Source organism: Kitasatospora sp. NPDC098652 (genome assembly GCF_044760155.1).
Lineage (GTDB): Bacteria > Actinomycetota > Actinomycetes > Streptomycetales > Streptomycetaceae > Kitasatospora.
Map to the genome: position 1 here is coordinate 157,762 of NZ_JBIWAQ010000004.1, position 21,012 is coordinate 178,773.

Below are 21,012 nucleotides of genomic sequence, written 5' to 3' on the forward strand. Positions count from 1 at the left end.
GCCACGGCGACGTGCCTGTGAAGGATCCCCGCTCACACCCGCGAGTAGAAGGGCATGACCCGGGTCAACAGCCACTCGACCACCGGGTCGTCGGCGAGGTCGAGCAGCACGAGGTGGACGCCGCCCGGCAGCGGTGCGGTTCCCAGCGCCCGGCCGAGCGCCTCGTTCACCGCCCCCGGGTCGGCCGGGGCGGCCGGATCCAGCTGCACGCCCACGAACATCACGGTCGGCTCGCCCTCGATGCTGGCCAGCGCCCGGCGCGCGGTCAACACCCCCGGCAAGGCCGACAGTTCCGCCCGGCAGGCGGCCAGGAAGTGCTCCGGGTCCTCGCCCGGCACCGGCTCGCGCAGGGCCACCCGGCCACCGGTCGGCCCCTCCGGCGCGTTCTCGGTGTGCTCCCACCGAGCGGCCTCCCGGGGCCCGCGGCGCAGCTCCGCCACGCCCTGCGGCGGCACCGGGATGCCCACCGCCGCCTCCGGGTTGACCGCGATGCCCACGCCCAGCGGCAGCCCGCGGGCGAACTCCCAGGCCGGCGCGACCGCGAAGGCCATCCCCGGCGCCTGCTGCAGGAAAACCTCCTGCGAGGAGAACACCGGCACGTACGGGGCCCCGGCCAGCTCGACGGTCGGCAGGTCCAGCGACTGCCCGGCCGGGTCGCCCCCGGCCGGCAGCGGGATCCACACCTGGCTGCGGGCCAGCACCTCGATCACCCGCGGGGTCGCCCCCGGGTCACCCAGCGCGGCCATCAGCACCTGCTCCAGCTCGTTCGCCGGCCACGTGCCGCCCGCCGGCGCCGCCTGCGGCCCGCCCCACCCCTGCTGCTGCTCCACCGGGTACTCCATGCGCCGCCGATCCGGCCCACGGCCGGGTCGGCCGCCCACTGCTGCGCCGACGCGATGATTTTAGGGCCCGGGTCCGCCCGGCCGTGGTGTGACCGGGTCCCCTCTCCCCTCCTCCGCGAGGACGTGCCATGATGTGCGCGTCCGACGGCATGCGCCGCGGGCCCCCACAACTCCACACCGGCCGCTCGAACCCGCGCGGGAGAGCCCGGAGTGCCCCTCAGGGAGCACAGCCGGCGCCGAAGGAGCAAGTCCTCCCCGGAATCTCTCAGGCCCCCCTACCGCGCGGGTTAGGCACATCTGGAAAGCGGCGCACGACCGTGTCGCGCGCCCACCCACGGTGCAAGCCGCCGTCCTGTCCCCGATGCTGGAACCAGCCGACGCTGGTGCCGGCTGCGGGCAGGTGGGCGGTGAAGCTCTCAGGTTCGACGACAGATGGGGAGACCCACGCCGCCGCATGCCCGCGCGCGGGGTCGGTCCCCCAGCGGGTCCGGTCCGGCGCGTGCACCCCTGAGTGCCCCGACCGAGGAGTTCCTGGCCATGTCGTCCCTCCGCCTGACCGCGCTCGACGCGCTGCACCGCGCCCTCGGCGCGACCATGACCGACTTCGCCGGCTGGGACATGCCGCTGCGCTACGGCAGCGAGCGCGAGGAGCACCTCGCGGTCCGCACCAAGGCCGGTCTGTTCGACCTCTCGCACATGGGCGAGATCACCGTCACCGGCCCGCAGGCCGGCGAGATGCTGGACCACGCGCTGGTCGGCTTCGTCTCCGCGCTCGGCGAGCTGCGCGCCCGCTACACCATGATCTGCGCCGAGGACGGCGGCATCCTGGACGACCTGATCGTCTACCGGCTGCGCGAGGACGCCTTCCTGGTCGTCGCCAACGCCTCCAACGCCCAGCTGGTGCTGGACGAGCTGATCGCCCGGGCCAAGGGCTTCGACGCCGTCGTCACCGACGACCGCGACACCTACGCGCTGATCGCCGTCCAAGGCCCGGAGGCCACCGCGATCCTGGCCGACACCACCGACGCCGACCTGCCCGGTCTCAAGTACTACGCGATCCTCCCGGCCACCGTGGCCGGGAAGGACGTGCTGCTGGCCCGCACCGGCTACACCGGCGAGGACGGCTTCGAGATCTTCTGCGCCCCGGCCGACGCCGAGCCGGTCTGGCAGGCGCTGACCGCCGCCGGCGAGGGCCGCGGCCTGGTCCCGTGCGGCCTGTCCTGCCGCGACACGCTGCGCCTGGAGGCGGGCATGCCGCTGTACGGGCACGAGCTGTCCACCGACCTGACCCCGTTCGACGCCGGTCTGGGCCGGGTCGTGCGCTTCGACAAGACCACCAACGAGGGCGCGTTCATCGGCCGCAGGGCGCTGGAGCAGGCCGCCGCCGCGGCCGAGACCAACCCGCCGAAGGTGCTGGTCGGCCTGGTCTCCGAGGGCAAGCGGGTGCCGCGCGCCGAGTACACGGTGGTCTCCACCGAGGGCGCCCCGATCGGCCGGATCACCTCGGGCGCGCCGTCCCCCACGCTGGGCAAGCCGATCGCGATGGCCTACGTGGACGCGGCCCACGCCGCCCCCGGCAGCACCGTCGCGGTGGACGTCCGCGGCAAGCACGAGCCGGTCCAGGTCGTGGCGCTGCCGTTCTACAAGCGCGCCCGCTGAGGCCGTCGGCGCCCCTCGTTTTCCCATCCGCGCACGTCGGAGCCGTCCGTGCGGCGGCCCGCTGCGTCGTACCCGCTTCCCATCCTGGAGAATGACGCCATGAGCAACCCCCAGCACCTGCAGTACACCAAGGAGCACGAGTGGCTGACCGCCGCCGAGGACGGTGTCTCGACGGTCGGCATCACCAAGCACGCCGCCGACGCGCTCGGTGACATCGTCTACGTGCAGCTGCCCGCGGTCGGCGACACGGTGACCGCCGGCGAGACCTGTGGCGAGCTGGAGTCGACCAAGTCGGTCAGCGACCTGTACTCCCCGGTGACCGGCGAGGTCACCGAGGTCAACGAGGACGTCCTGGACGACAACAGCCTGGTCAACAGCGCCCCGTTCGAGGGCGGCTGGCTGTTCAAGGTCCGCGTGGAGGCCACCGACACGCTGCTCAGCGCCGCCGAGTACGACGCGCTCACCCACGCCGAGGGCTGAGCCACCCCGGGACGGACCGCAGCACGGCGGTCCGTCCCACTCCCACCGTCCCTCCGCTCTCCTCCCCGGGAAGACCACACCATGACGGTTCTCAACCAGTCCCTGCACGCCCTCGACCCGGAGATCGCCGCCGCGGTCGACGCCGAGCTGCACCGCCAGCAGACCACGCTGGAGATGATCGCCTCCGAGAACTTCGCCCCGGTGGCGGTCATGGAGGCCCAGGGTTCGGTACTCACCAACAAGTACGCCGAGGGTTACCCCGGCCGCCGGTACTACGGCGGTTGCGAGCACGTCGACGTGGTCGAGCAGATCGCGATCGACCGGGTGAAGGCCCTGTTCGGCGCCGAGCACGCCAACGTCCAGCCGCACTCGGGCGCGCAGGCCAACGCCGCCGCGATGTTCGCGCTGATCCAGCCGGGCGACACCATCCTGGGCCTGAACCTGGCCCACGGCGGTCACCTGACCCACGGCATGAAGATCAACTTCTCCGGCAAGCTCTACAACGTGGTCGCGTACCACGTCGACGAGAAGACCGGCCAGGTCGACATGGCCGAGGTCGAGCGCCTGGCCAAGGAGCACCAGCCGAAGCTGATCATCGCCGGCTGGTCCGCCTACCCGCGCCAGCTGGACTTCGCCGCGTTCCGCCGGGTCGCCGACGAGGTCGGCGCCCTGCTCATGGTGGACATGGCGCACTTCGCCGGCCTGGTGGCCGCGGGCCTGCACCCGAACCCGGTGCCGTACGCGGACGTGGTCACCACCACCACCCACAAGACCCTGGGCGGCCCGCGCGGCGGCGTCATCCTGTCCAAGGCCGAGTGGGCCAAGAAGATCAACTCCGCGGTCTTCCCGGGCCAGCAGGGCGGTCCGCTGGAGCACGTGATCGCGGGCAAGGCCGTCGCCTTCAAGGTCGCCGCCTCGGAGGACTTCAAGGAGCGCCAGCAGCGCACCCTGGAGGGCGCAAAGATCCTCGCCGACCGCCTGCTCCAGGCCGACGTCGCCGAGGCCGGCGCCACCGTGCTGTCCGGCGGCACCGACGTCCACCTGGTCCTGGTCGACCTGCGCAACAGCCAGCTCGACGGCCAGCAGGCCGAGGACCGGCTGCACGAGGTCGGCATCACGGTCAACCGCAACGCCGTCCCGAACGACCCGCGCCCGCCGATGGTCACCTCGGGCCTGCGGATCGGCACCCCGGCCCTGGCCACCCGCGGCTTCGTCGCCGAGGACTTCCGCGAGGTCGCCGACGTCATCGCCGAGGCGCTCAAGCCCGCCTTCGACGAGACCGTCGCCGCCGCGCTCAAGGCCCGGGTCACCGCCCTGGCCGAGAAGTACCCGCTCTACCCGAACCTGGCCGACCAGGGCTGATCCGGAGCGGCCCGGTCCGCCGGGCCGTCCGGCTCCGGGTGACCGGCCTCACTCCGCCGGCGTACCGGGGACCCCGGGGCACCGCGCACACTGGACAGTGCGCGCGGTGCCCCGTCCCTTGTCAGCCCGCCCCGCCCGCCGCCCTGCCCGCAAGTCCTTCCACGAGACCAGACAAGGACGTCCTCCGTGGCCATCAGTGTCTTCGACCTCTTCTCCATCGGCATCGGCCCGTCGAGCTCCCACACCGTCGGCCCGATGCGCGCCGCCCGGATGTTCGCCCGCCGCCTGCGTTCCGAAGGCCTGCTGGAGCAGGTGACCGGCCTGCGCGCCGAGCTCTACGGCTCCCTGGGCGCCACCGGCCACGGCCACGGCACCCCGAAGGCCGTCCTGCTGGGCCTGGAGGGCAACTCGCCCCGCACCGTCGACGTCGACCAGGCCGACAAGGACGTCGAGCGGATCACCGCCGAGAAGCGGATCTCCCTGCTCGGCGAGCACACCGTCGACTTCGACCCGGACGACCGGCTGATCCTGCACCGGCGCCGCTCGCTGCCGTACCACGCCAACGGCATGACCCTGTGGGCGTACGCGGCGGACGGCTCGACGCTGCTGGAGAAGACCTACTACTCGGTCGGCGGCGGCTTCGTCGTGGACGAGGACGCGATCGGCGCGGACCGGGTCAAGCCCGACGACACCGTGCTCAAGTACCCCTTCCGCACCGGCGACGAACTGCTGCGGCTCAGCCGGGAGACCGGGCTGTCGATCTCCGGCCTGATGCTGGAGAACGAGAAGGCCTGGCGCAGCGAGGAGGAGATCCGCACCGGGCTGCTGGAGATCTGGCGGGTCATGCAGGAGTGCGTGCGGGCCGGCATGTCCCGCGAGGGCATCCTGCCGGGCGGCCTCAAGGTGCGCCGCCGGGCGGCGGCCGCGGCCCGGGCGCTGCGGGCCGAGGGCATCGGCCCGGCCAACGCGATGGAGTGGGTGACCCTCTACGCGATGGCGGTCAACGAGGAGAACGCCTCCGGCCGCCGGGTGGTCACCGCGCCGACCAACGGCGCGGCCGGGATCATCCCCGCCACCCTGCACTACTACCTGAACTTCATCCCGGGCGCCGACGACGACGGCATCGTCCGCTTCCTGCTCGCGGCCGGCGCCATCGGCATGCTCTTCAAGGAGAACGCCTCCATCTCCGGCGCCGAGGTCGGCTGCCAGGGCGAGGTCGGCTCCGCCTGCTCGATGGCCGCGGGCGGCCTCGCCGAGGTCCTCGGCGGCACCCCCGAGCAGGTCGAGAACGCCGCCGAGATCGGCATCGAGCACAACCTCGGCCTCACCTGCGACCCGGTCGGCGGCCTGGTCCAGATCCCCTGCATCGAGCGCAACGGCATGGCCTCGGTCAAGGCCGTCACCGCGGCCCGGATGGCGCTGCGCGGCGACGGGCGCCACCACGTCTCGCTGGACAAGGCGATCAAGACGATGAAGGAGACCGGGGCGGACATGAAGATCAAGTACAAGGAGACCTCGCGCGGCGGCCTCGCCGTGAACGTCATCGAGTGCTGATCGCGGCGCGCTGACGAGCGGCCCCCGGGTGGATCGGATCCACCCGGGGGCCGCTCGTGCATCGAATTCTCCCTGGACACTCCCCGGACCCGTCCTCGACGGCATCGCCACCCACTTCGCCATCTGAGCCGCAGGCCTGGGGCCCGGCCCTCAGGCCCGGCCCTCCAGGCGCGCGGCCACCGCGCCCAGCCGCCCCATCGCGTGGGCGACGCCGAGGCCGTCCATGTAGTCCCGGACGTGCACCAGCAGCCCGTCCCGGGCCCGCAGCACCAGCAGGCCCGGGAGGGCGAACGGCGCACCGGTGGTGGCGACCGTCCCGATCACCACCTGCTCGACGGTGAGCACCTCGGGATCCGCCCCCGGATGGACGGCCACCTCCCTGATCTCCCGCGGCCGGGCCTCGCTCGCCCCCCACGCGGCCCGGTACCCGGCTCGGACCTCCTCCCGCCCCCGGTAGCACTCGGGCATCCCCGGGAACAGGAACGGGAACTCGTGCACCCCGTCCTCGGCGTACAGCCCGGCCAGCGCGTCCGCATCCAGCTCGAGCATCGCCCTCCGGTACCGGGCCAGCAGCTCCACCGGACCGGGCACAGCGAATTCCGACATGACGAGCGCCCCCTTCGATGTCAGAGGATCAGTCAGGACACCGTCACAGCACCAGACTTGGCCCCCCGCAGCTCATTCGGTCCGCCTCAGCCTACCCAGCACCGGCCGTACGTCGAGACACGCCTCAGCGCCGGCCGGGGAGCGTGAGCGCGGCCAGGCCGCCCGCGAGGACGGCGAGGCCGCACCAGGAGAGGGCCGGGAGGCGCTCGCCCAGGGCCGCGACGCCGAGGACGGCGGCGACGGCGGGTTCGGCGAGGGTGAGGGTGGTGGCGGTCTGCGCCGGGGTGTGGCGCAGGCCGTGGCCGAAGAGCCGGTAGGCGAGGAAGGTGGTGACCACGCCGAGGTGCAGCACGATGCCCGCGCCGCGCGCCGAGAGCAGCCAGCCCACCGGGCCCAGGGCGAGCACGGGCAGCACCAGCACCGCCGCCCCGCCGAACATCGCGCCCATCACCCCGCCGGCCGGGCGCCCGGCCGCGATCAGCCGCCCGGCGATCAGCGAGTACACCGCGTACGAGAGCCCGGCGAGCGCCGCCAGCAGCACCCCCGGGAGGTCCACCGCCGCGCCGTCGCCGAGGAGTTCGGGCCCGAGCACCAGCACCGCGCAGCCGAGCACGGCCAGCCCCGTGGCCCCGGCCCACCGCCCGGACGGCCGCCCCTGCCGGGCGAGCCACCCCAGCAGCCCGGTGAACACCGGCGCGCTGCCGAGCGCGATCACGGTGGAGACCGCGACCCCGGTCCGGGTCACCGCCGGGTAGAAGGTGACCGGGTACCCCACCACGGCCACCGCCCCGACCAGCAGCAGCCACCGCTCGCCCGCCCCGCACACCCGGGGCAGCGACCAGGCGGCGCGGTCGGTGAGGAACAGCAGCATTCCGCCGAGCATCAGGGCCGCCGCCCCGATCCCGGCCGCCGGAGCGCCCGCGGGCGCGAACGAGGCGGCCGTCCCGGTGGTGCCCCACAGCAGCGCGGAGGCCAGGATCGGCACCGGCCCGTCGATCGGGCGGGTACGGCGGGGGGCGGGGGTCAGGCGAGCGCGCGCGGACGTGGGCGCAGGCGCTGAGAAACGATTCGGCACAGTCGTGAACTTCCGTCGTCGAGGACCGTCGAGGGGACTGGTTCCGAGAACGGGCGCACGCCGCAGGGCCCCTGGAGGGGGCTGCGGAGATCAAGTCACCGGAGCGGGCGCCCGATCAGGCGCGGAGCGGTGGCAGTGCGACGTGCCAGTAAGGGTTCACGCCCCCGAGGTTACCGGGGCCGGAGACGGTGCCGCGCAGGGGGCGGGCAGCACACACCCGCACGCGTCCACCGCGCAGTGATCAGGAGCGGTGGCCACCGACAGGATCGTGAATATTCACAGGCCGAAGCGTGAACCTATGCAAAATCCAAAGGTGAAGTAGGTTACAAACCTTGCAATCCAAGACGCCCGGTTTGCCCACATGCTGAGACTCGTGCGATAGTCAAGACATCGAGAACTTCGGCGGGCCCGACCTGGCACTGCCGACGCCCATCGCGCGACACGCACCCCCTTGGCCGCGCGATGACCTGCACGGGCCCCCACCGCCGACCACGGCGAATCCGGGGGCCCTGCGCGTTTTCCGGGCCCGGGAGCCCGCCGCCTCAGCCCCGCTCGCGGACCCTCAGCTCGAACCACACGCCCTTGCCCCGCGGCAGCAGGTCGGCCCCCCAGCGGTCGGCGAGGTCGTCGACGATCTTCAACCCGCGGCCGCGCTCGTTCACCGGCCGGGGCTCGGCGAGGATCATGCAGGGCAGCGCGCGGGAGGAGTCCCGGACCTCGATCCGCAGCCACCCGGGCTTGCGGCTGACGTACAGTCCGATGGTGCGCCCGGCGGCGTGCCGGACGGCGTTGGAGACCAGCTCGCTGGTCAGCAGTTCGCCCGCCTCCAGGTGCTGGTGGAGCTCCCAGGACTCCAGGACGTTCAGGACCAGCCGACGGGCCACCGGGCCCGACTCCGGCCGGGACGGCAGCCGCGCCTCGTTGGGCGCGGACTGGTCGCACAGTCTGCCGGTGTACATCTCCTGCAGCTCCTCGGAGCTGAGCCGCTCCAGCGCCGAGAGCGCACCCTGGACGTCGATCCACGACGCCTGTGCGACCACGCCGGCCGCGGGAACCGATGACTGATCTGTTTCGCCCCAACCCGCCATGCGGTCCATCATTGCGGAACGCAAGCGGCCGCGTACGGACAATGAGCAAACGATCTCCCCCGAGTCGGCATATGCCTCCAGCAACCCGACCCCGGAAAAGCGTCGACCCGGGCCGACCGAAGTCAAGCCCGGGTTGACGCCGAACCCCGCCTACCTGGCGGTTACCACTTGCTCCACGGCAGGTTCCAGCCGCTCAGCCCGTTCGCCGGGTCGAGCGGCTCCTTCTTGATGGAGTTCTTCACGGTGACTACGTCCCCGACCAGCGTGCCCGCGTAGAACTTGCCCATCGAGGTGCCCTCCCCGCCGCCCTTGACGTCGCGCAGGCCCACGCAGCCGTGGCTGACGTTGTCCTCGCCGAAGGCGGAGCCGCTCCAGTAGTTGCCGTGCACGTACGTCCCGCTGGTGGTCAGCCGGATCGAGTGCGGCACCTGGAGGTCGTACGGGGCGCCGGTCATGCCGGGCAGGGTGCTGGACTGCATCCGCACCGTGTCCTCCTTGGCCATGACCACCATCGTGCCGTTCCAGGTGGGGTGTTGGTCCGACCCGGAGGTGATGTCGATGTCGCTGGACTGCCCGTCCCGGACCACCGTCATCCGGTGCGCGGCGGCGTCAACCGTCGAGATCTGGGATCGCCCGATCGTGAAGGGCTCGTCCCGGTCGGCGCCGTACACCCCGGGGGCGATCTCCACGCTCTTGAGGCGGTAGCGCACCGTCACCTTGGTGCCCGGCTTCCAGTACTCCTCCGGGCGGAAGTCCAGCCGGCGGTCGTCGAACCAGTGGCCCTTGACCACGGTGCCGTTGTCGGTCTCGAAGGAGATGCCCTTGAGCACGGCGTCCTTGTTCGTGACGTCCTTGCTGAAGTCCACCGAGACGATCATGCCGACGCCGTAGGTCGCGTTGTCGTCCACGTTGTCCACGGCCTTGGCGAGCGCCGCCGGGGTCAGCGTGGTGAAGCTGCTGTCCGCCTCGGCGACCGCGCCGTTGGCGTCCGCCGCCATCGCGCTGACCTGGTAGGCGGTGCCCACCGCGAGGCCGGTGGACGGGGTCCAGCTGGCGCCGTCGGCGGCGATCGTGCCGGGGACCTCCTTGCCCGCCTTGTCGCTCACCTTGACGGTGGTCAGCTTGCCGCCCGTCGCGCCGATCTTGAGCGCGCCCGGCGCCACGTCCACCGCGCCGTTCTTCGGCTCTATGCTCACCGCGGCCGTGGACACCTTCGGCACCGAGCTGCTGGGCGCCGCGGCGGACGCCGAGGCCCCGGCACCGGCCCCCAGGTCGGCCTTGGCGGCGCCGCTCCCGCTGCCGCCCCCGTTGCCGCCGCCACAGGCCGCGGTCAACGTCATCGCCCCGCCGACCAGTCCGACGGCCACCACTCTGCGTATCGACCTCATCGCCGATTCCCTCCCTTGCTCCCCGCGGTCACGACGGACCCGCCCCATAGATGTGTCGAGCCACCGGAAAGGTTGCGCCATTCGAGGGTCTTTCCGCCCCGAAAACCGAGCGGCCCGACCCCAACGGGTGAGGTCCGGGCCGCTCGACGACAAACGCGACGACAGACTGCCGGGCCTACCAGTTGGCCCAGGACACGTTCCAGCCGCCCAGCCCGTTGGAGGGCGAGACGGTCTTCTCCTTGGTGTTCACGATCTTCACCACGTCGCCGACCATCGAGTCGTTGTAGAACTTGCCCGCGACGGAGGAGTCGCTGCCGCCCTTCACGTCCTGCATCGAGATGCAGCCGTGGCTGCCGTTGGACTTGCCGAACGGGTTGGACCAGTAGTTGCCGTGCAGGAAGGTGCCGGAGGTGGTCAGCCTCATCGCGTGCGGCACGTCCTGGATGTCGTACTCGCCGCCCAGACCGACGGTCTGCGAGTTCATCCGGGTGACCGGCTCCTTGTCCATGATCACCATGGTCCCGCCCCAGGATGGCGTCGCGTCCGCGCCCAGGGTGACCGGCAGGACGGTGCTCTTGCCGTCCCGCTCGACCGTCATCCTGTGGGTCTTGGCGTCCGCGGTGGAGACCATCGACCGGCCGATGGTGAACGGCTCGTCCTTGTCCACGTCGCCGTAGACGCCCGGCGCGATCTCGACGCTCTTCAACCGGTACTTGATGGTCACCTTGGTGCCCGGCTTCCAGTACTCCTCCGGGCGGAAGTCCACCCGGCGGCTGTCGAACCAGTGACCCTTGACCACGGTGCCGTTGTCGGTCTCGAAGGAGATGCCCTTGAGGACGGCGTCCTTGTTCTTGACGTCCTTGGTGAAGTTCACCGAGACGATCATGCCGACGCCGTAGGTGCCGCCGTCGGCGATGTTGTCGTTGGCCGAGGCCTTCTTCTCCGGCGTCAGCGTGGTGAACGAGGTGGTCGACGCGGCCACCAGCCCGGCGTCGTCCTTCGCCTGCGCGTTCACCTTGTACGTCATGCCGACGGCGAGCGCCGCCGCGGGCTTCCAGCCGGCGCCGTCCGGGGTGATCGCGCCCTCGACCGGCTTGCCGTTCTTGTCGGTCACCTCGACCGCGGTCAGCTTGCCGCTGGCGACGGAGACCTGGAGCCCGTTCGGCGCGACGTCCTGGGCGCCGTCCTTCGCCGACACCGAGAGCACGGCCGCCGAGGTCTTCGGCGTGGCCGCGTTGCCGCCGCCGGGGGCGGTCGTCCCGCCGGCGTCCGCCGGGGCCGTCGCCGCCGCGTCCGCCGAGGTGCCGCCCTTGTCGTCGTTGCACGCCGCGGTGAGCAGCAGCACGCTGCCCATGACCAGTGCCATCGCGCCCCTGCGCCGGTATCGCCCGCCGGTGCGTATCGCAGCGCCGGCCGTGTTCCCCGTCTTCACGGAATCTCCCCTCCAGGTACTCACTCACTTGACGCGACGGGCGACCGGAAGAGTTGCACCGGGTCCCGATCTTTCGCGTCGGGGCCGACGCGCCGGAGCAGGATAACCGGGGGGTCTGAGGGGATCCCGGGGAGGTGGCCTACCGCAGCGCGCTGCCCGCCACCCACTGGTCCCACGGCAGGTTCCAGCCGTTCAGCCCGTTCGACGGCGGCACGACGTCCCCGGCCGAGGCCCGCACCTCGACCACGTCCCCGGGGAGGGTGTGCTCGAACAGCCACCCCGCCGGGGTGTCCTTGCCGGCGCCCCCCTTGGCGTCCGCCAGCCCGATGCAGCCGTGGCTGGTGTTCGCGGTGCCGAACACCCCGGGGTCCGTCCAGTAGTTGCCGTGCAGGAAGGTGCCGGAGGCGGTCAGCCGCATCGCGTGCGGGACGTCCTTGATGTCGTACTCGTCGCCCATCCCGACGGTCTGCGAGTTCATCCGGGTCAGCTTGTACTTCTCCGACACCACCATCACCCCCCGGTAGGTGGAGTGCTCGGGGCTGCCCCCGGAGACCTTGAGCACCCGCACCACCTTGCCGCCCGGCCCGGACCGGACCGTCAGGGTGTGCGCGTCCAGGTCCACCGTGGACACCTGCGCCCGGCCCACCGTGAAGTGCACGTCCCGGTTCTGGCTGCCGAGCTCCCCCGGCGCCCCCTGTACGTCCTTGAGCCGCAGCGCCACCGTCACCCTGGTGCCGGCCGCCCAGTACTGCCGCGGACGGACGTCCAGGCGCTGGTTGCCGAACCAGTGCGCCGCCACCGGCACCGGCGGGTCCGCGGTGACCTGTACGGCCCGCTCCACCGCCGCCCGGTCGGCGATCGGCCTGCTGAACCGCAGCGAGACCGGCATCCCCACCCCGACCGTGGACCCGTCCTCCGGCGTGAAGAACGCCACGAAGGTGTGCGCCCGGGCCGCCGTGGAGAACTCCGAGTGCAGGGCCGCCCGCTGCCCCTGGTCGTCCTCCGCGACCGAGTCCAGGGTGAACGCCGTCCCCAGCGGCAGCGCCCCCTCCGGCGCCCAACTGGCACCGTCCGCACCGATCACCCCCGGCAGCTCGACCCCCTTCGCATCGGCCAGCCGCACCGACACCAGCCGCCCCTGCGTCACACTCACCCGCACCGGCCCCTCCGACGGCACGTCCTGCGCCCCGTCCGCCGGCACCACCGCCAGCACCGCCCGCGACACCGCCGGAGGCGGCATGTGCACCCCGCCCCCCACCCCGTCCCCCGCCGACCCCCCACCCGACCCACCACACCCACTGACCACAGCCAGACAGCACACCACCGCCGCCACCCAGCGCCGCATCCCGGGGCCTCCCACTACTCGGATCCGACACCTGGAACACCGGACTCCGGGAACAACGACCCCCAACCACCCCAGGACACGCGCCCCCCAACCCCCCACCCACCTCCCCACCCGACCCAGGCGAGAGGGACGCGCTGCGGGAGGGGGCGGTGGAGGGGGTGGGTGCGGAAGGGGGCGTGACGGGTGATTTTCAGACCGCCAACGGCGCCCAACACTTCACCCACAGAGTCGGCGGTCCGAAAATCATCCAGCCCCCGGAGCGCCCCCCCCCGGAACCGCCCCCGGACCCACCCACCCTCCCGAAAGCCCCCCAAACCCCCCAGCCCCGCGCAGCGCCCTGCTTTCCGGTCCCACATTCCGGGAAAGAGAAGGTGAACGGGGCCCGGGACCCCCCGTTCAGGGAGGGCACGACCATGACCTCAGGTCAGGATCTGGAAACCGAGGAAACCGAGGAAACCGAGGAGGCCGCAGTACGGCCCGGCAGCTGGCAGCCCCTGGGCGCCCGCTTCCGGCCGGACCGGCCGGACCGTCCGGGCGGCCCCGGCACCAACTTCGCCCTCTGGGCGGCCGGCGCCGAGGCCGTCGACCTGTGCCTGTTCGACGAGGACGGCCGGGAGCACCGCCACCGCCTCACCGAGCAGGACCTCCAGGTCTGGCACGCCTTCGTCCCCGGCGTCCGCCCCGGCACCCGCTACGGCTTCCGGGTGCACGGCCGCTGGGACCCGTGGACGGGCGCCCGCTGGAACCCCGCGAAGCTGCTGCTCGACCCGTACGCCCGCGCCGTCGACGGCTGCTACACCTCCCACGACGCCGCGTGCTCCGCCGTCCGCAACTGGCCGGAGGCCGACGTCGCCGACACCGTCCGGGACAACCGCGACTCCGCCCCGTACATGCCCAGATCCGTGGTCGTCCACGACGACGACGACTGGTACGACGACCACCGCCCGAAGACCCCCTGGGCCGAGACGGTCCTCTACGAGCTCCACGTCCGCGGCTTCACCATGCGCCACCCCGACGTCCCCCCGCACCTGCGCGGCACCTACGCCGGCCTGGCCCACCCGGCCGCCCTCGCCCACCTCACCCGCCTCGGGGTGACCGCCGTCGAGCTGCTGCCGGTGCACCAGTACGTCAGCGAGGACCACCTCCAGGCCCGCGGCCTGGTCAACTACTGGGGCTACAACACGGTCGGCTACTTCGCCCCGCACGCCGGCTACTCCGCCTCGGGCTCCCGCGGCGGCCAGGTCGGCGAGTTCAAGCGGATGGTCCGCGCCCTGCACGCCGCCGGGATCGAGGTGATCCTGGACGTGGTGTTCAACCACACCGCCGAGGGCGCCGAGCTGGGGCCCGCACTCTCCCTGCGCGGCATCGACAACGCCGCGTACTACCGGCTGGCCCCGCACCGCCCGCGCGGCTACACCGACTACACCGGCTGCGGCAACACCCTGGACACCCGCCGCCCGCAGGTGATCCGGCTGATCACCGACTCCTTGCGCTACTGGGTCTCCGAGATGGGCGTGGACGGCTTCCGCTTCGACCTCGCGGCCGCCCTGGCCCGGGCGAGCGACGGCGTCGACATGGAGCACCCCTTCCTCGCCGCGATCGCCCAGGACCCCCTGCTGAGCCGGGTGAAGCTGATCGCCGAGCCGTGGGACGTCGGCCCGGGCGGCTACCAGGTCGGCGGCTTCCCCCCGCTGTGGGCCGAGTGGAACGACCGCTACCGCGACACCGTACGGGACTTCTGGCGCGGCGCCCGCCCGGACGTGCGCGAGCTCGGCTACCGGCTGGCCGGCTCCTCGGACCTCTACCAGCGCGGCGGCCGCCGCCCGTACGCCTCCGTCAACTACGTGACGGCGCACGACGGTTTCACCTTGCGCGACCTGGTCTCCTACGACCGCAAGCACAACGAGGCCAACGGCGAGGCCAACCGGGACGGCACGGACGACAACCGCTCCTGGAACCACGGCACCGAGGGCGAGACCACCGACCCGGAGGTGAACGCCCTACGACTGCGCCAACTGCGCAACCTGATGGCCACGTTGCTGCTCTCCACGGGCGTCCCGATGATCACCGCCGGGGACGAGCTGGGCCGCACCCAGGGCGGCAACAACAACGCCTACTGCCAGGACGGCGAGGTCAGTTGGCTGGACTGGTCGCTGCTGGAACAGCCCGGCTGGCGGGGGCTGTGCGAACTGACCGCCCGGCTGGTCCGGCTGCGCCGGGCCCACCCGGTGCTGCGCCGAAGGGCGTTCTTCTCCGGCCGGGCCGCCACCCCCGGCGGACAGCCGGACCTCGCCTGGTTCACCCCGCTGGGCAAGGAGATGACCGAGGCGGACTGGTTCGGCCCCACGGCCTGCCTCGGCATGCTGCTCTCCGGCGCCGCGCTGCCCGAACAGGACGACACCGGGCTCCCGTTGGCCGACGACAGCTTCCTGCTGCTGCTCAACGCCGGCCCCGAACCGGTGGTGTTCACGCTGCCCGGCGAGCCCTGGGCGGAGCCGGAGGCCGCCTACGAGACGGTGCTGGACACGGCCGCCGCGGGCACCGGCGAGGCCCGGCCGCGGGGCGCGACAGTGCTGGGCGGGCGCTCGCTGCAACTGCTGCGCGCACCCGCCCGCGACGCCTAGGCCTCACGCCCGACCCCGGCCCCGACCCCGGCCCCGCGCCCGGACCCCGCGCCCGGCCTCAGCCCCCGACTCAGCCCCGGGCGTGCCCGATCTCGACGTTCTCCAGCACGCCGATCGCGTCCGGCACCAGCACCGCCGCCGAGTAGTAGGTGCTGACCAGGTAGGAGGCGATCGCCTTCTCGTCGATGCCCATGAAGCGGACGTTCAGGCCCGGCTCGACCTCGTCCGGGATGCCGACCTGGGTGAGGCCGACCACGCCCTGGTTGTCCTCGCCGACGCGCAGCGCGATGAAGGAGGTGGTCTGGCCGCCCAGCACCGGGATCTTGTCGCAGGTGAGGATCGGCACCCCGCGCCAGACCGGCCGCTGCTTGCCAAGGACGTCGACGGTGCCGGGGTTGATGCCGCGCTTGTTGCACTCCCGCTCGAAGGCGGCGATCGCCCTCCGGTGGGCGAACAGGTAGTCGGTGTCGCGGCGCATGGCGAGCAGCTCGTCCAGGTCGTCCGGGGTGGGCGCCCCCGAGTGGGTCTGGATCCGCTGGTCGAAGTCGGCGTTGTGGAGCAGGCCGAACTCCGGGTTGTTGATCATCTCGTGTTCCTGCCGCTCGCGCAGCGCCTCGATGGTCAGCCGCAGCTGTTCCTCGGTCTGGTTCATCGGCTTGCTGTAGAGGTCGGAGACCCGGGTGTGCACCTTGAGCACCGTCTGCGCGACGCTCAGCTCGTACTCGCGCGGCTCCGGCTCGTAGTCCACGAAGGCGCCGGGCAGCTCGTACTCGCCCTGGTGGCCGGCCGAGAGGTCGATCTCCGCCTCGCCGTGGGCGTTCTGCGCCTGGGCGGCGTCGGCGGCGAATCCCAGCAGCTGCTCGCGCAGCGGCGCGGAGCGGTCGACCAGCTCCTGCAGCCCGGCCGCGTTCAGCGCCATGGCGACACCGGCGGTGGCGGCCCGCACGGTGTACGGCCAGCTGCCGCCGGGCTCGGTGATCACCTCGTCGCCGACGTGGTCGCCGTCCGCGAGGGTGCCGAGCACGGTCTCCTCGCCGTACTTGCCGGTGCCGATCCGGTCGACCTTGCCGTGGGCGATCAGGAACACCTCCTCGATCGGCGTCCCCTCCCGCACCAGGACGTCACCCGGCGCGAAGTCCCGCTGCACGAAGCGGCGGGCCAGCTCGGCCAGCACCTCCTGGTCCTCGAACCCGCGCAGCGCCGGCACCTCGGCCAGCGAGGGCCCGATCACCGTCACCGTGGAACCGGCCTTGGCGAAGCCCACCCGACCGCGCCCGGAGGCGTAGCTGAGGCGACGGTTGACCCGGTACGTACCCGCGCTGACCTGCACCCACGGCAGCACCTTGAGCAGCAGCCGGGAGGTGATCTCCTGCATCTGCGGCTTCGACTTGGTGGTCGTCGCCAGGTTGCGCGCGGCAGTGGTGCTGAGACTGAGCTGGGCCCTGACCTGCACAGTCGTCGTTCCGGGGCCGGGCGTGGGCTCGGTGTCGACCGTCATGTCCACACACTCCTGTCACTCGCTTACCAATGAGCATCCGTCAGGAGATGTAATCGGCCCTTCGGCGGGCGCTCGCAAGAGGCGCACGGCGCACTCCTCCCTGCACGAACGACTCTGCACGCCCCTCCCCGCGCCCTCGCCTCACCCGTTCGGGTGGCCGGTTCTCGGCGGCCGTCGCCGACAGGGGCGAAAAACCGGATGAGAAATGACGGGCAATCCGCCTACCCTCACCGCGATGGCCGAGAACCGACAGGACTCCGAGCTCACGACCGCGCGACGCCGCTCCACGGTCCGCTCACTGCTGCGCCTGTGGCCCTACGCCCGGGCTGTCCGCGGCCGGCTCCTGGTCTCGGTGTCGGCCGCCACCCTCGCCATGCTGAGCACCCTGGCCGTCCCGGTGGTGCTCGGCCGGATCGTCGACGGCCCGCTCGCCGCGCACGACCTCGACGCCCTGTGGCCGCCGGTCGGCCTGCTGCTGCTCCTCGGCTTGGTCGAGGCCGCCCTGTTCTACACCCGCCGGGTGGTGCTGTCCCGCCCGCTGGGCCGGCTGGAGGCGGCCATGCGCGCCGACCTCTACGCCCGGCTCCAGCGGCTGCCGGTCTCCTTCCACGACCGCTGGGGCTCCGGCCAGATGCTCTCCCGGGCCACCACCGACATGAACGCCATGCGGATCTTCCTGGCCTTCCCGCTGGTGTTCCTGGTCGTCAACTCGGTGACCCTGCTGGCCGGCGCGGTGCTGATGTTCGCCCAGGACTGGCGGCTCGCCCTGATCCTCCTGCTGCCCGCCGCGCCGCTGCTGGTGCTCACCCGGCGCTTCGTGTCCGAGTTCTCGGTCACCGCCCGGCTCGCCCAGGACCAGAACGGCGACCTCGCCACCGTGGTCGAGGAGTCGGTGCTCGGCATCCGCGTCCTCAAGTCCTTCGGCCGGCACCGCTCGATGGCCGAGCACTTCCGCGCCCAGTCCCACCGGTTGCGCCGCACCGAACTGAGCAAGGCGCACCAGCTCGCCAAGCTGTGGGCGGTCATCGTCGGCCTGCCGGAGATCGCCCTGGGCTGCGCCCTGGCCGTCGGCGCCTACCTGGTCGCCCACGACGAGCTGAGCGCCGGCACCCTGGTCGCCTTCCTCTCCACCGCGCTCGCGCTGCGCTGGCCGGTCGAGTCGATCGGCTGGCTGCTCGCCTACGCCAACGAGGCCGCCACCGCCACCGACCGGTTCTTCGAGGTCATCGACGAGCCCGAGCCCGCCGACCCGGCCGCCACGACCACCGCGACCACCGCGACCACCGCAGCCGCCACGACCGCCGCGACCGCCGCCGCCGGGGCCCCGGGCACCCCGGACGGCATCCGCTTCACCGGCGTCCGCTTCCGCTACCCCGACGCCCCCGACGACACCCCCGACCTGCTGGCCGGCATCGACCTGCACGTCCGCAGCGGCGAGACGATGGCCCTGGTCGGCGCCACCGGCAGCGGCAAGACCACGCTCACCGCCCTGCTCCCCCGGCTGTACGAGGCCACCGGCGGCCGGATCACCCTGGACGGCCGGGACATCGCCGAGCTGCCCCGGCAGGAGCTGCGCGAACTCGTCGCGGTCGCCTTCGAGGAGCCCACCCTGTTCTCCGCCACCGTCCGGGAGAACGTCCTGATGGGCGCCCCCGGCGCGGACGACCGACAGCTGGCCGCCGCCCTGGCCACCGCCCAGGCCGGTTTCGTCGAGAGGCTCCCGGACGGCGTGGAGACCGAGGTCGGCGAGCAGGGCCTGAGCCTGTCCGGCGGCCAGCGCCAGCGCCTCGCGCTGGCCCGCGCCGTGGTCGGCGACCCGCCCTTCCTGGTGCTGGACGACCCGCTCTCCGCGCTCGACGTGCACACCGAGGCCCTGGTCGAACGGGCGCTGCGCGAGGTGCTCGGCTCCACCACCGCCCTGGTGGTCGCCCACCGCCCCAGCACGGTGCTGCTCGCCGACCGGGTCGCGGTGCTCGCGGACGGCCGGATCGAGGCCGTCGGCACCCACCAGGAGCTGCTCCGGGACTGCCCCCGCTACCGCGAACTGATGTCGGGCGAGGCCGCCCCGGCACCCGAGCGCCCCTTCGTCCTCGAGGAGGGCTCCGCCCGATGACCACCACCGTCGACCCCAGCGGGCCCGCCGCGGCCGAGCCGGCCGACCAGGCCGACCCGGCCGAGGAGGAGCTGCCCGCGCCCCCGGCTGACGAGGAGGACATCCCCGTCCCGCCCGGCGCGCCCCGGGCGCTGCTGCGCTCCCTGCTCGGCCCGCACCGGGCCCGGATCGCCGTCGCCATGGTGGTGATCCTGGTCCAGCAGGCCGCCCTGCAGTCCGGCCCGCTGCTGGTCGCGGTGGCGATGGACCGCGGCATCCCGGCGCTGCGCGAGCACGACTCCGGCCCGCTGGTCGCGGTGGTGGCCGGCTACCTCTGCTGCGCCCTGCTCAGCCCGCTGCTGCAGTGGGTGTTCATCAAGATCAGCGCCCGGGTGAACCAGGACGTCCTGCTGGACCTGCGCGGCCGGATCTTCCGGCACGCCCAGCGGCTCAGCCTGGACTTCCACGAGCGCTACACCTCGGGCCGGATCATCTCCCGGGCCACCAGCGACATCGACGCGCTGCGCGAACTGCTCTCCGAGGGCCTCCAGGAGCTGCTGACGGTCTTCCTGTCGGTCTGCTACATCTCGGTGCTGCTGGTGGTGCTGGACTGGCGGCTGGGCCTGGCCTCGCTGACGGCCTTCCTGCCGCTGGCCCTGATCGCCCACTCCTTCCGCACTCGCTCGCGCCGGGTCTACCGCCGCTCGCGGACGGCCGCCGCCTCGATGATCGTGCGCTTCACCGAGACCATGAACGGCATCCGCCCGGTGCAGGCCTTCCGCCGCGAGAAAGCCAACGACGCCGCCTTCGGGGTGGTCAACCAGCAGGCCTCGGCGGCCAACGCGGAGGGCTTCCTGGAGCTCGCCCGGTACGTCGGCCTCTCCCGCGCCACCGCCAACGTCTGGTTCACCGGCAGCGTGCTGCTGGGCGCCTACCTGGTCGCCGACGACGCCCTGGAACTGGGCGTGCTGACCGCCTTCGCGCTCTACCTCCGCCGCCTGTTCGACCCGCTCGACCAGCTGGCGATGTTCCTGAACAGCTACCAGTCCGCCGCCGCGGCGCTGGAGAAGATCGCCGGCCTGCTCGCCCACGAGCCGACCGTCGTCGAGCCGGCCGAGCCGAGGAAACTGCCACCGCCGGCGAGCGGGCGAGTCACGGTCAAGGGCCGCGAGGTCTCCTTCGAGCGGACGCGCTTCGCGTACCGCACCGGCAAGGAGGTGCTGCCGCCCTTCGACCTGCTGATCCCGGCCGGGCAGACGGTCGCGGTGGTCGGTGCGACCGGCGCCGGCAAGTCGACGGTCGCCAAGCTGCTGGCCCGCTTCTACGACCCGACGGACGGCCGGATCCGGCTGGACGGCGTGGACCTGCGCGACCTCGCCACCCCCGAGCTGCGGCGCGGGGTGGTGATGGTGACCCAGGAGTCCTTCCTGTTCTCCGGCACCGTCGCCGAGAACATCGCGATCGGCCGCCCCGACGCCACCCGCGCCGAGGTCGAGCAGGCCGCCCGGGAGATCGGCGCGTACGGGTTCATCGCCTCGCTCCCGGACGGCTTCGACACCGACGTGCGCAAGCGCGGCGGCCGGATCTCCGCCGGGCAGCGCCAGTTGGTCGCCTTCGCCCGTGCCCTGCTGGCCGACCCGGCCGTGCTGATCCTGGACGAGGCGACCAGTTCCCTGGACGTACCGGGCGAGCAGGCGGTGCAGCGGGCGATGCGCACGGTGCTGGCCGGCCGCACGGCGGTGATCATCGCGCACCGGCTCTCCACGGTGGAGATCGCCGACCGGGTGCTGGTGATGGACCAGGGGCGGATCGTCGAGGACGGCACACCGCGGCAGCTGATCGAGGGGGCGGGCCGTTTCGCCACCCTGCATCGTGCCTGGCGGGACAGCCTGGTGTAAGAAAGGCCCTGGCCGCAGGGCCCACAGTTGTGCCCGTCCGGGTGCGCCGTCACGCACCCGGGCGGGCCG

15 protein-coding genes and 1 riboswitch are annotated in these 21,012 nt (G+C 72.6%); of the genes, 7 read left to right on the forward strand and 8 right to left on the reverse strand.

Annotated elements, in window-relative coordinates:
* Positions 1–32 precede the first annotated feature (32 nt).
* On the reverse strand, positions 33–842 hold the full coding sequence (locus ACIQWA_RS11510) for an enhanced serine sensitivity protein SseB C-terminal domain-containing protein (RefSeq protein ID WP_402481065.1): 810 nt from the start codon (positions 840–842) through the stop codon (positions 33–35).
* Positions 843–1,028: 186 nt separating this feature from the next.
* Positions 1,029–1,133: riboswitch (glycine riboswitch) on the forward strand.
* Between the two features lie 246 nt (positions 1,134–1,379).
* On the opposite strand from ACIQWA_RS11510, the gene gcvT reads away from it, so the two are divergent.
* The 4 genes from gcvT to ACIQWA_RS11530 all read left to right on the forward strand — a co-directional run bounded on the left by gcvT (position 1,380) and on the right by ACIQWA_RS11530 (position 5,897).
* Entirely contained in the window at positions 1,380–2,501 is a 1,122-nt protein-coding gene (gene gcvT, locus ACIQWA_RS11515) for a glycine cleavage system aminomethyltransferase GcvT (protein ID WP_402481068.1), read from the forward strand.
* Between the two features lie 99 nt (positions 2,502–2,600).
* Positions 2,601–2,981 carry a glycine cleavage system protein GcvH gene (gene gcvH, locus ACIQWA_RS11520; RefSeq protein ID WP_360232925.1) on the forward strand — a complete coding sequence of 127 codons (381 nt, stop codon included), beginning with the start codon at positions 2,601–2,603 and terminating at the stop codon, positions 2,979–2,981.
* Positions 2,982–3,062: 81 nt separating this feature from the next.
* On the forward strand, positions 3,063–4,343 hold the full coding sequence (glyA, locus tag ACIQWA_RS11525; protein ID WP_402481071.1) for a serine hydroxymethyltransferase: 1,281 nt from the start codon (positions 3,063–3,065) through the stop codon (positions 4,341–4,343).
* A 186-nt stretch (positions 4,344–4,529) separates the two neighbouring features.
* Complete coding sequence (locus ACIQWA_RS11530) at positions 4,530–5,897, forward strand: L-serine ammonia-lyase (protein WP_402481074.1); 1,368 nt, start codon at positions 4,530–4,532, stop codon at positions 5,895–5,897.
* 150 nt (positions 5,898–6,047) lie between these two features.
* Here ACIQWA_RS11530 and ACIQWA_RS11535 read toward each other — a convergent pair whose 3' ends face one another.
* The 6 genes from ACIQWA_RS11535 to ACIQWA_RS11560 all read right to left on the reverse strand — a co-directional run bounded on the left by ACIQWA_RS11535 (position 6,048) and on the right by ACIQWA_RS11560 (position 12,831).
* A complete protein-coding gene (locus ACIQWA_RS11535; protein WP_402481077.1) occupies positions 6,048–6,503 on the reverse strand; it encodes a nuclear transport factor 2 family protein in 456 nt (151 codons plus the stop codon).
* A gap of 124 nt (positions 6,504–6,627) precedes the next feature.
* A complete protein-coding gene (locus tag ACIQWA_RS11540) occupies positions 6,628–7,488 on the reverse strand; it encodes a DMT family transporter (protein WP_402481080.1) in 861 nt (286 codons plus the stop codon).
* A gap of 632 nt (positions 7,489–8,120) precedes the next feature.
* Positions 8,121–8,618, reverse strand: coding sequence for an ATP-binding protein (locus ACIQWA_RS11545; RefSeq protein ID WP_360232907.1), 498 nt, complete (start codon positions 8,616–8,618; stop codon positions 8,121–8,123).
* A 209-nt stretch (positions 8,619–8,827) separates the two neighbouring features.
* Positions 8,828–10,054, reverse strand: a complete 1,227-nt coding sequence (locus tag ACIQWA_RS11550; RefSeq protein ID WP_402481083.1) for an Ig-like domain-containing protein — start codon at positions 10,052–10,054, stop codon at positions 8,828–8,830.
* Positions 10,055–10,229: 175 nt separating this feature from the next.
* Positions 10,230–11,420 carry an Ig-like domain-containing protein gene (locus tag ACIQWA_RS11555; RefSeq protein ID WP_402481085.1) on the reverse strand — a complete coding sequence of 397 codons (1,191 nt, stop codon included), beginning with the start codon at positions 11,418–11,420 and terminating at the stop codon, positions 10,230–10,232.
* 205 nt (positions 11,421–11,625) lie between these two features.
* On the reverse strand, positions 11,626–12,831 hold the full coding sequence (locus ACIQWA_RS11560) for an Ig-like domain-containing protein (RefSeq protein ID WP_402481088.1): 1,206 nt from the start codon (positions 12,829–12,831) through the stop codon (positions 11,626–11,628).
* 413 nt (positions 12,832–13,244) lie between these two features.
* Between ACIQWA_RS11560 and glgX the strand changes: the two genes are divergently transcribed.
* Entirely contained in the window at positions 13,245–15,455 is a 2,211-nt protein-coding gene (glgX, locus tag ACIQWA_RS11565; RefSeq protein WP_402481091.1) for a glycogen debranching protein GlgX, read from the forward strand.
* A gap of 70 nt (positions 15,456–15,525) precedes the next feature.
* Here the strand turns inward: glgX and ACIQWA_RS11570 are convergent, their stop codons facing one another.
* Positions 15,526–16,953 carry a family 2B encapsulin nanocompartment shell protein gene (locus ACIQWA_RS11570; protein ID WP_402481094.1) on the reverse strand — a complete coding sequence of 476 codons (1,428 nt, stop codon included), beginning with the start codon at positions 16,951–16,953 and terminating at the stop codon, positions 15,526–15,528.
* Between the two features lie 235 nt (positions 16,954–17,188).
* Here ACIQWA_RS11570 and ACIQWA_RS11575 point away from each other — a divergent pair, with 235 nt between their 5' ends.
* Positions 17,189–19,066 carry an ABC transporter ATP-binding protein gene (locus ACIQWA_RS11575; RefSeq protein ID WP_402481096.1) on the forward strand — a complete coding sequence of 626 codons (1,878 nt, stop codon included), beginning with the start codon at positions 17,189–17,191 and terminating at the stop codon, positions 19,064–19,066.
* On the forward strand, positions 19,063–20,943 hold the full coding sequence (locus ACIQWA_RS11580; protein ID WP_402481099.1) for an ABC transporter ATP-binding protein: 1,881 nt from the start codon (positions 19,063–19,065) through the stop codon (positions 20,941–20,943). Before ACIQWA_RS11575 ends, ACIQWA_RS11580 begins: the two co-directional genes overlap by 4 nt.
* Positions 20,944–21,012: the final 69 nt, after the last annotated feature.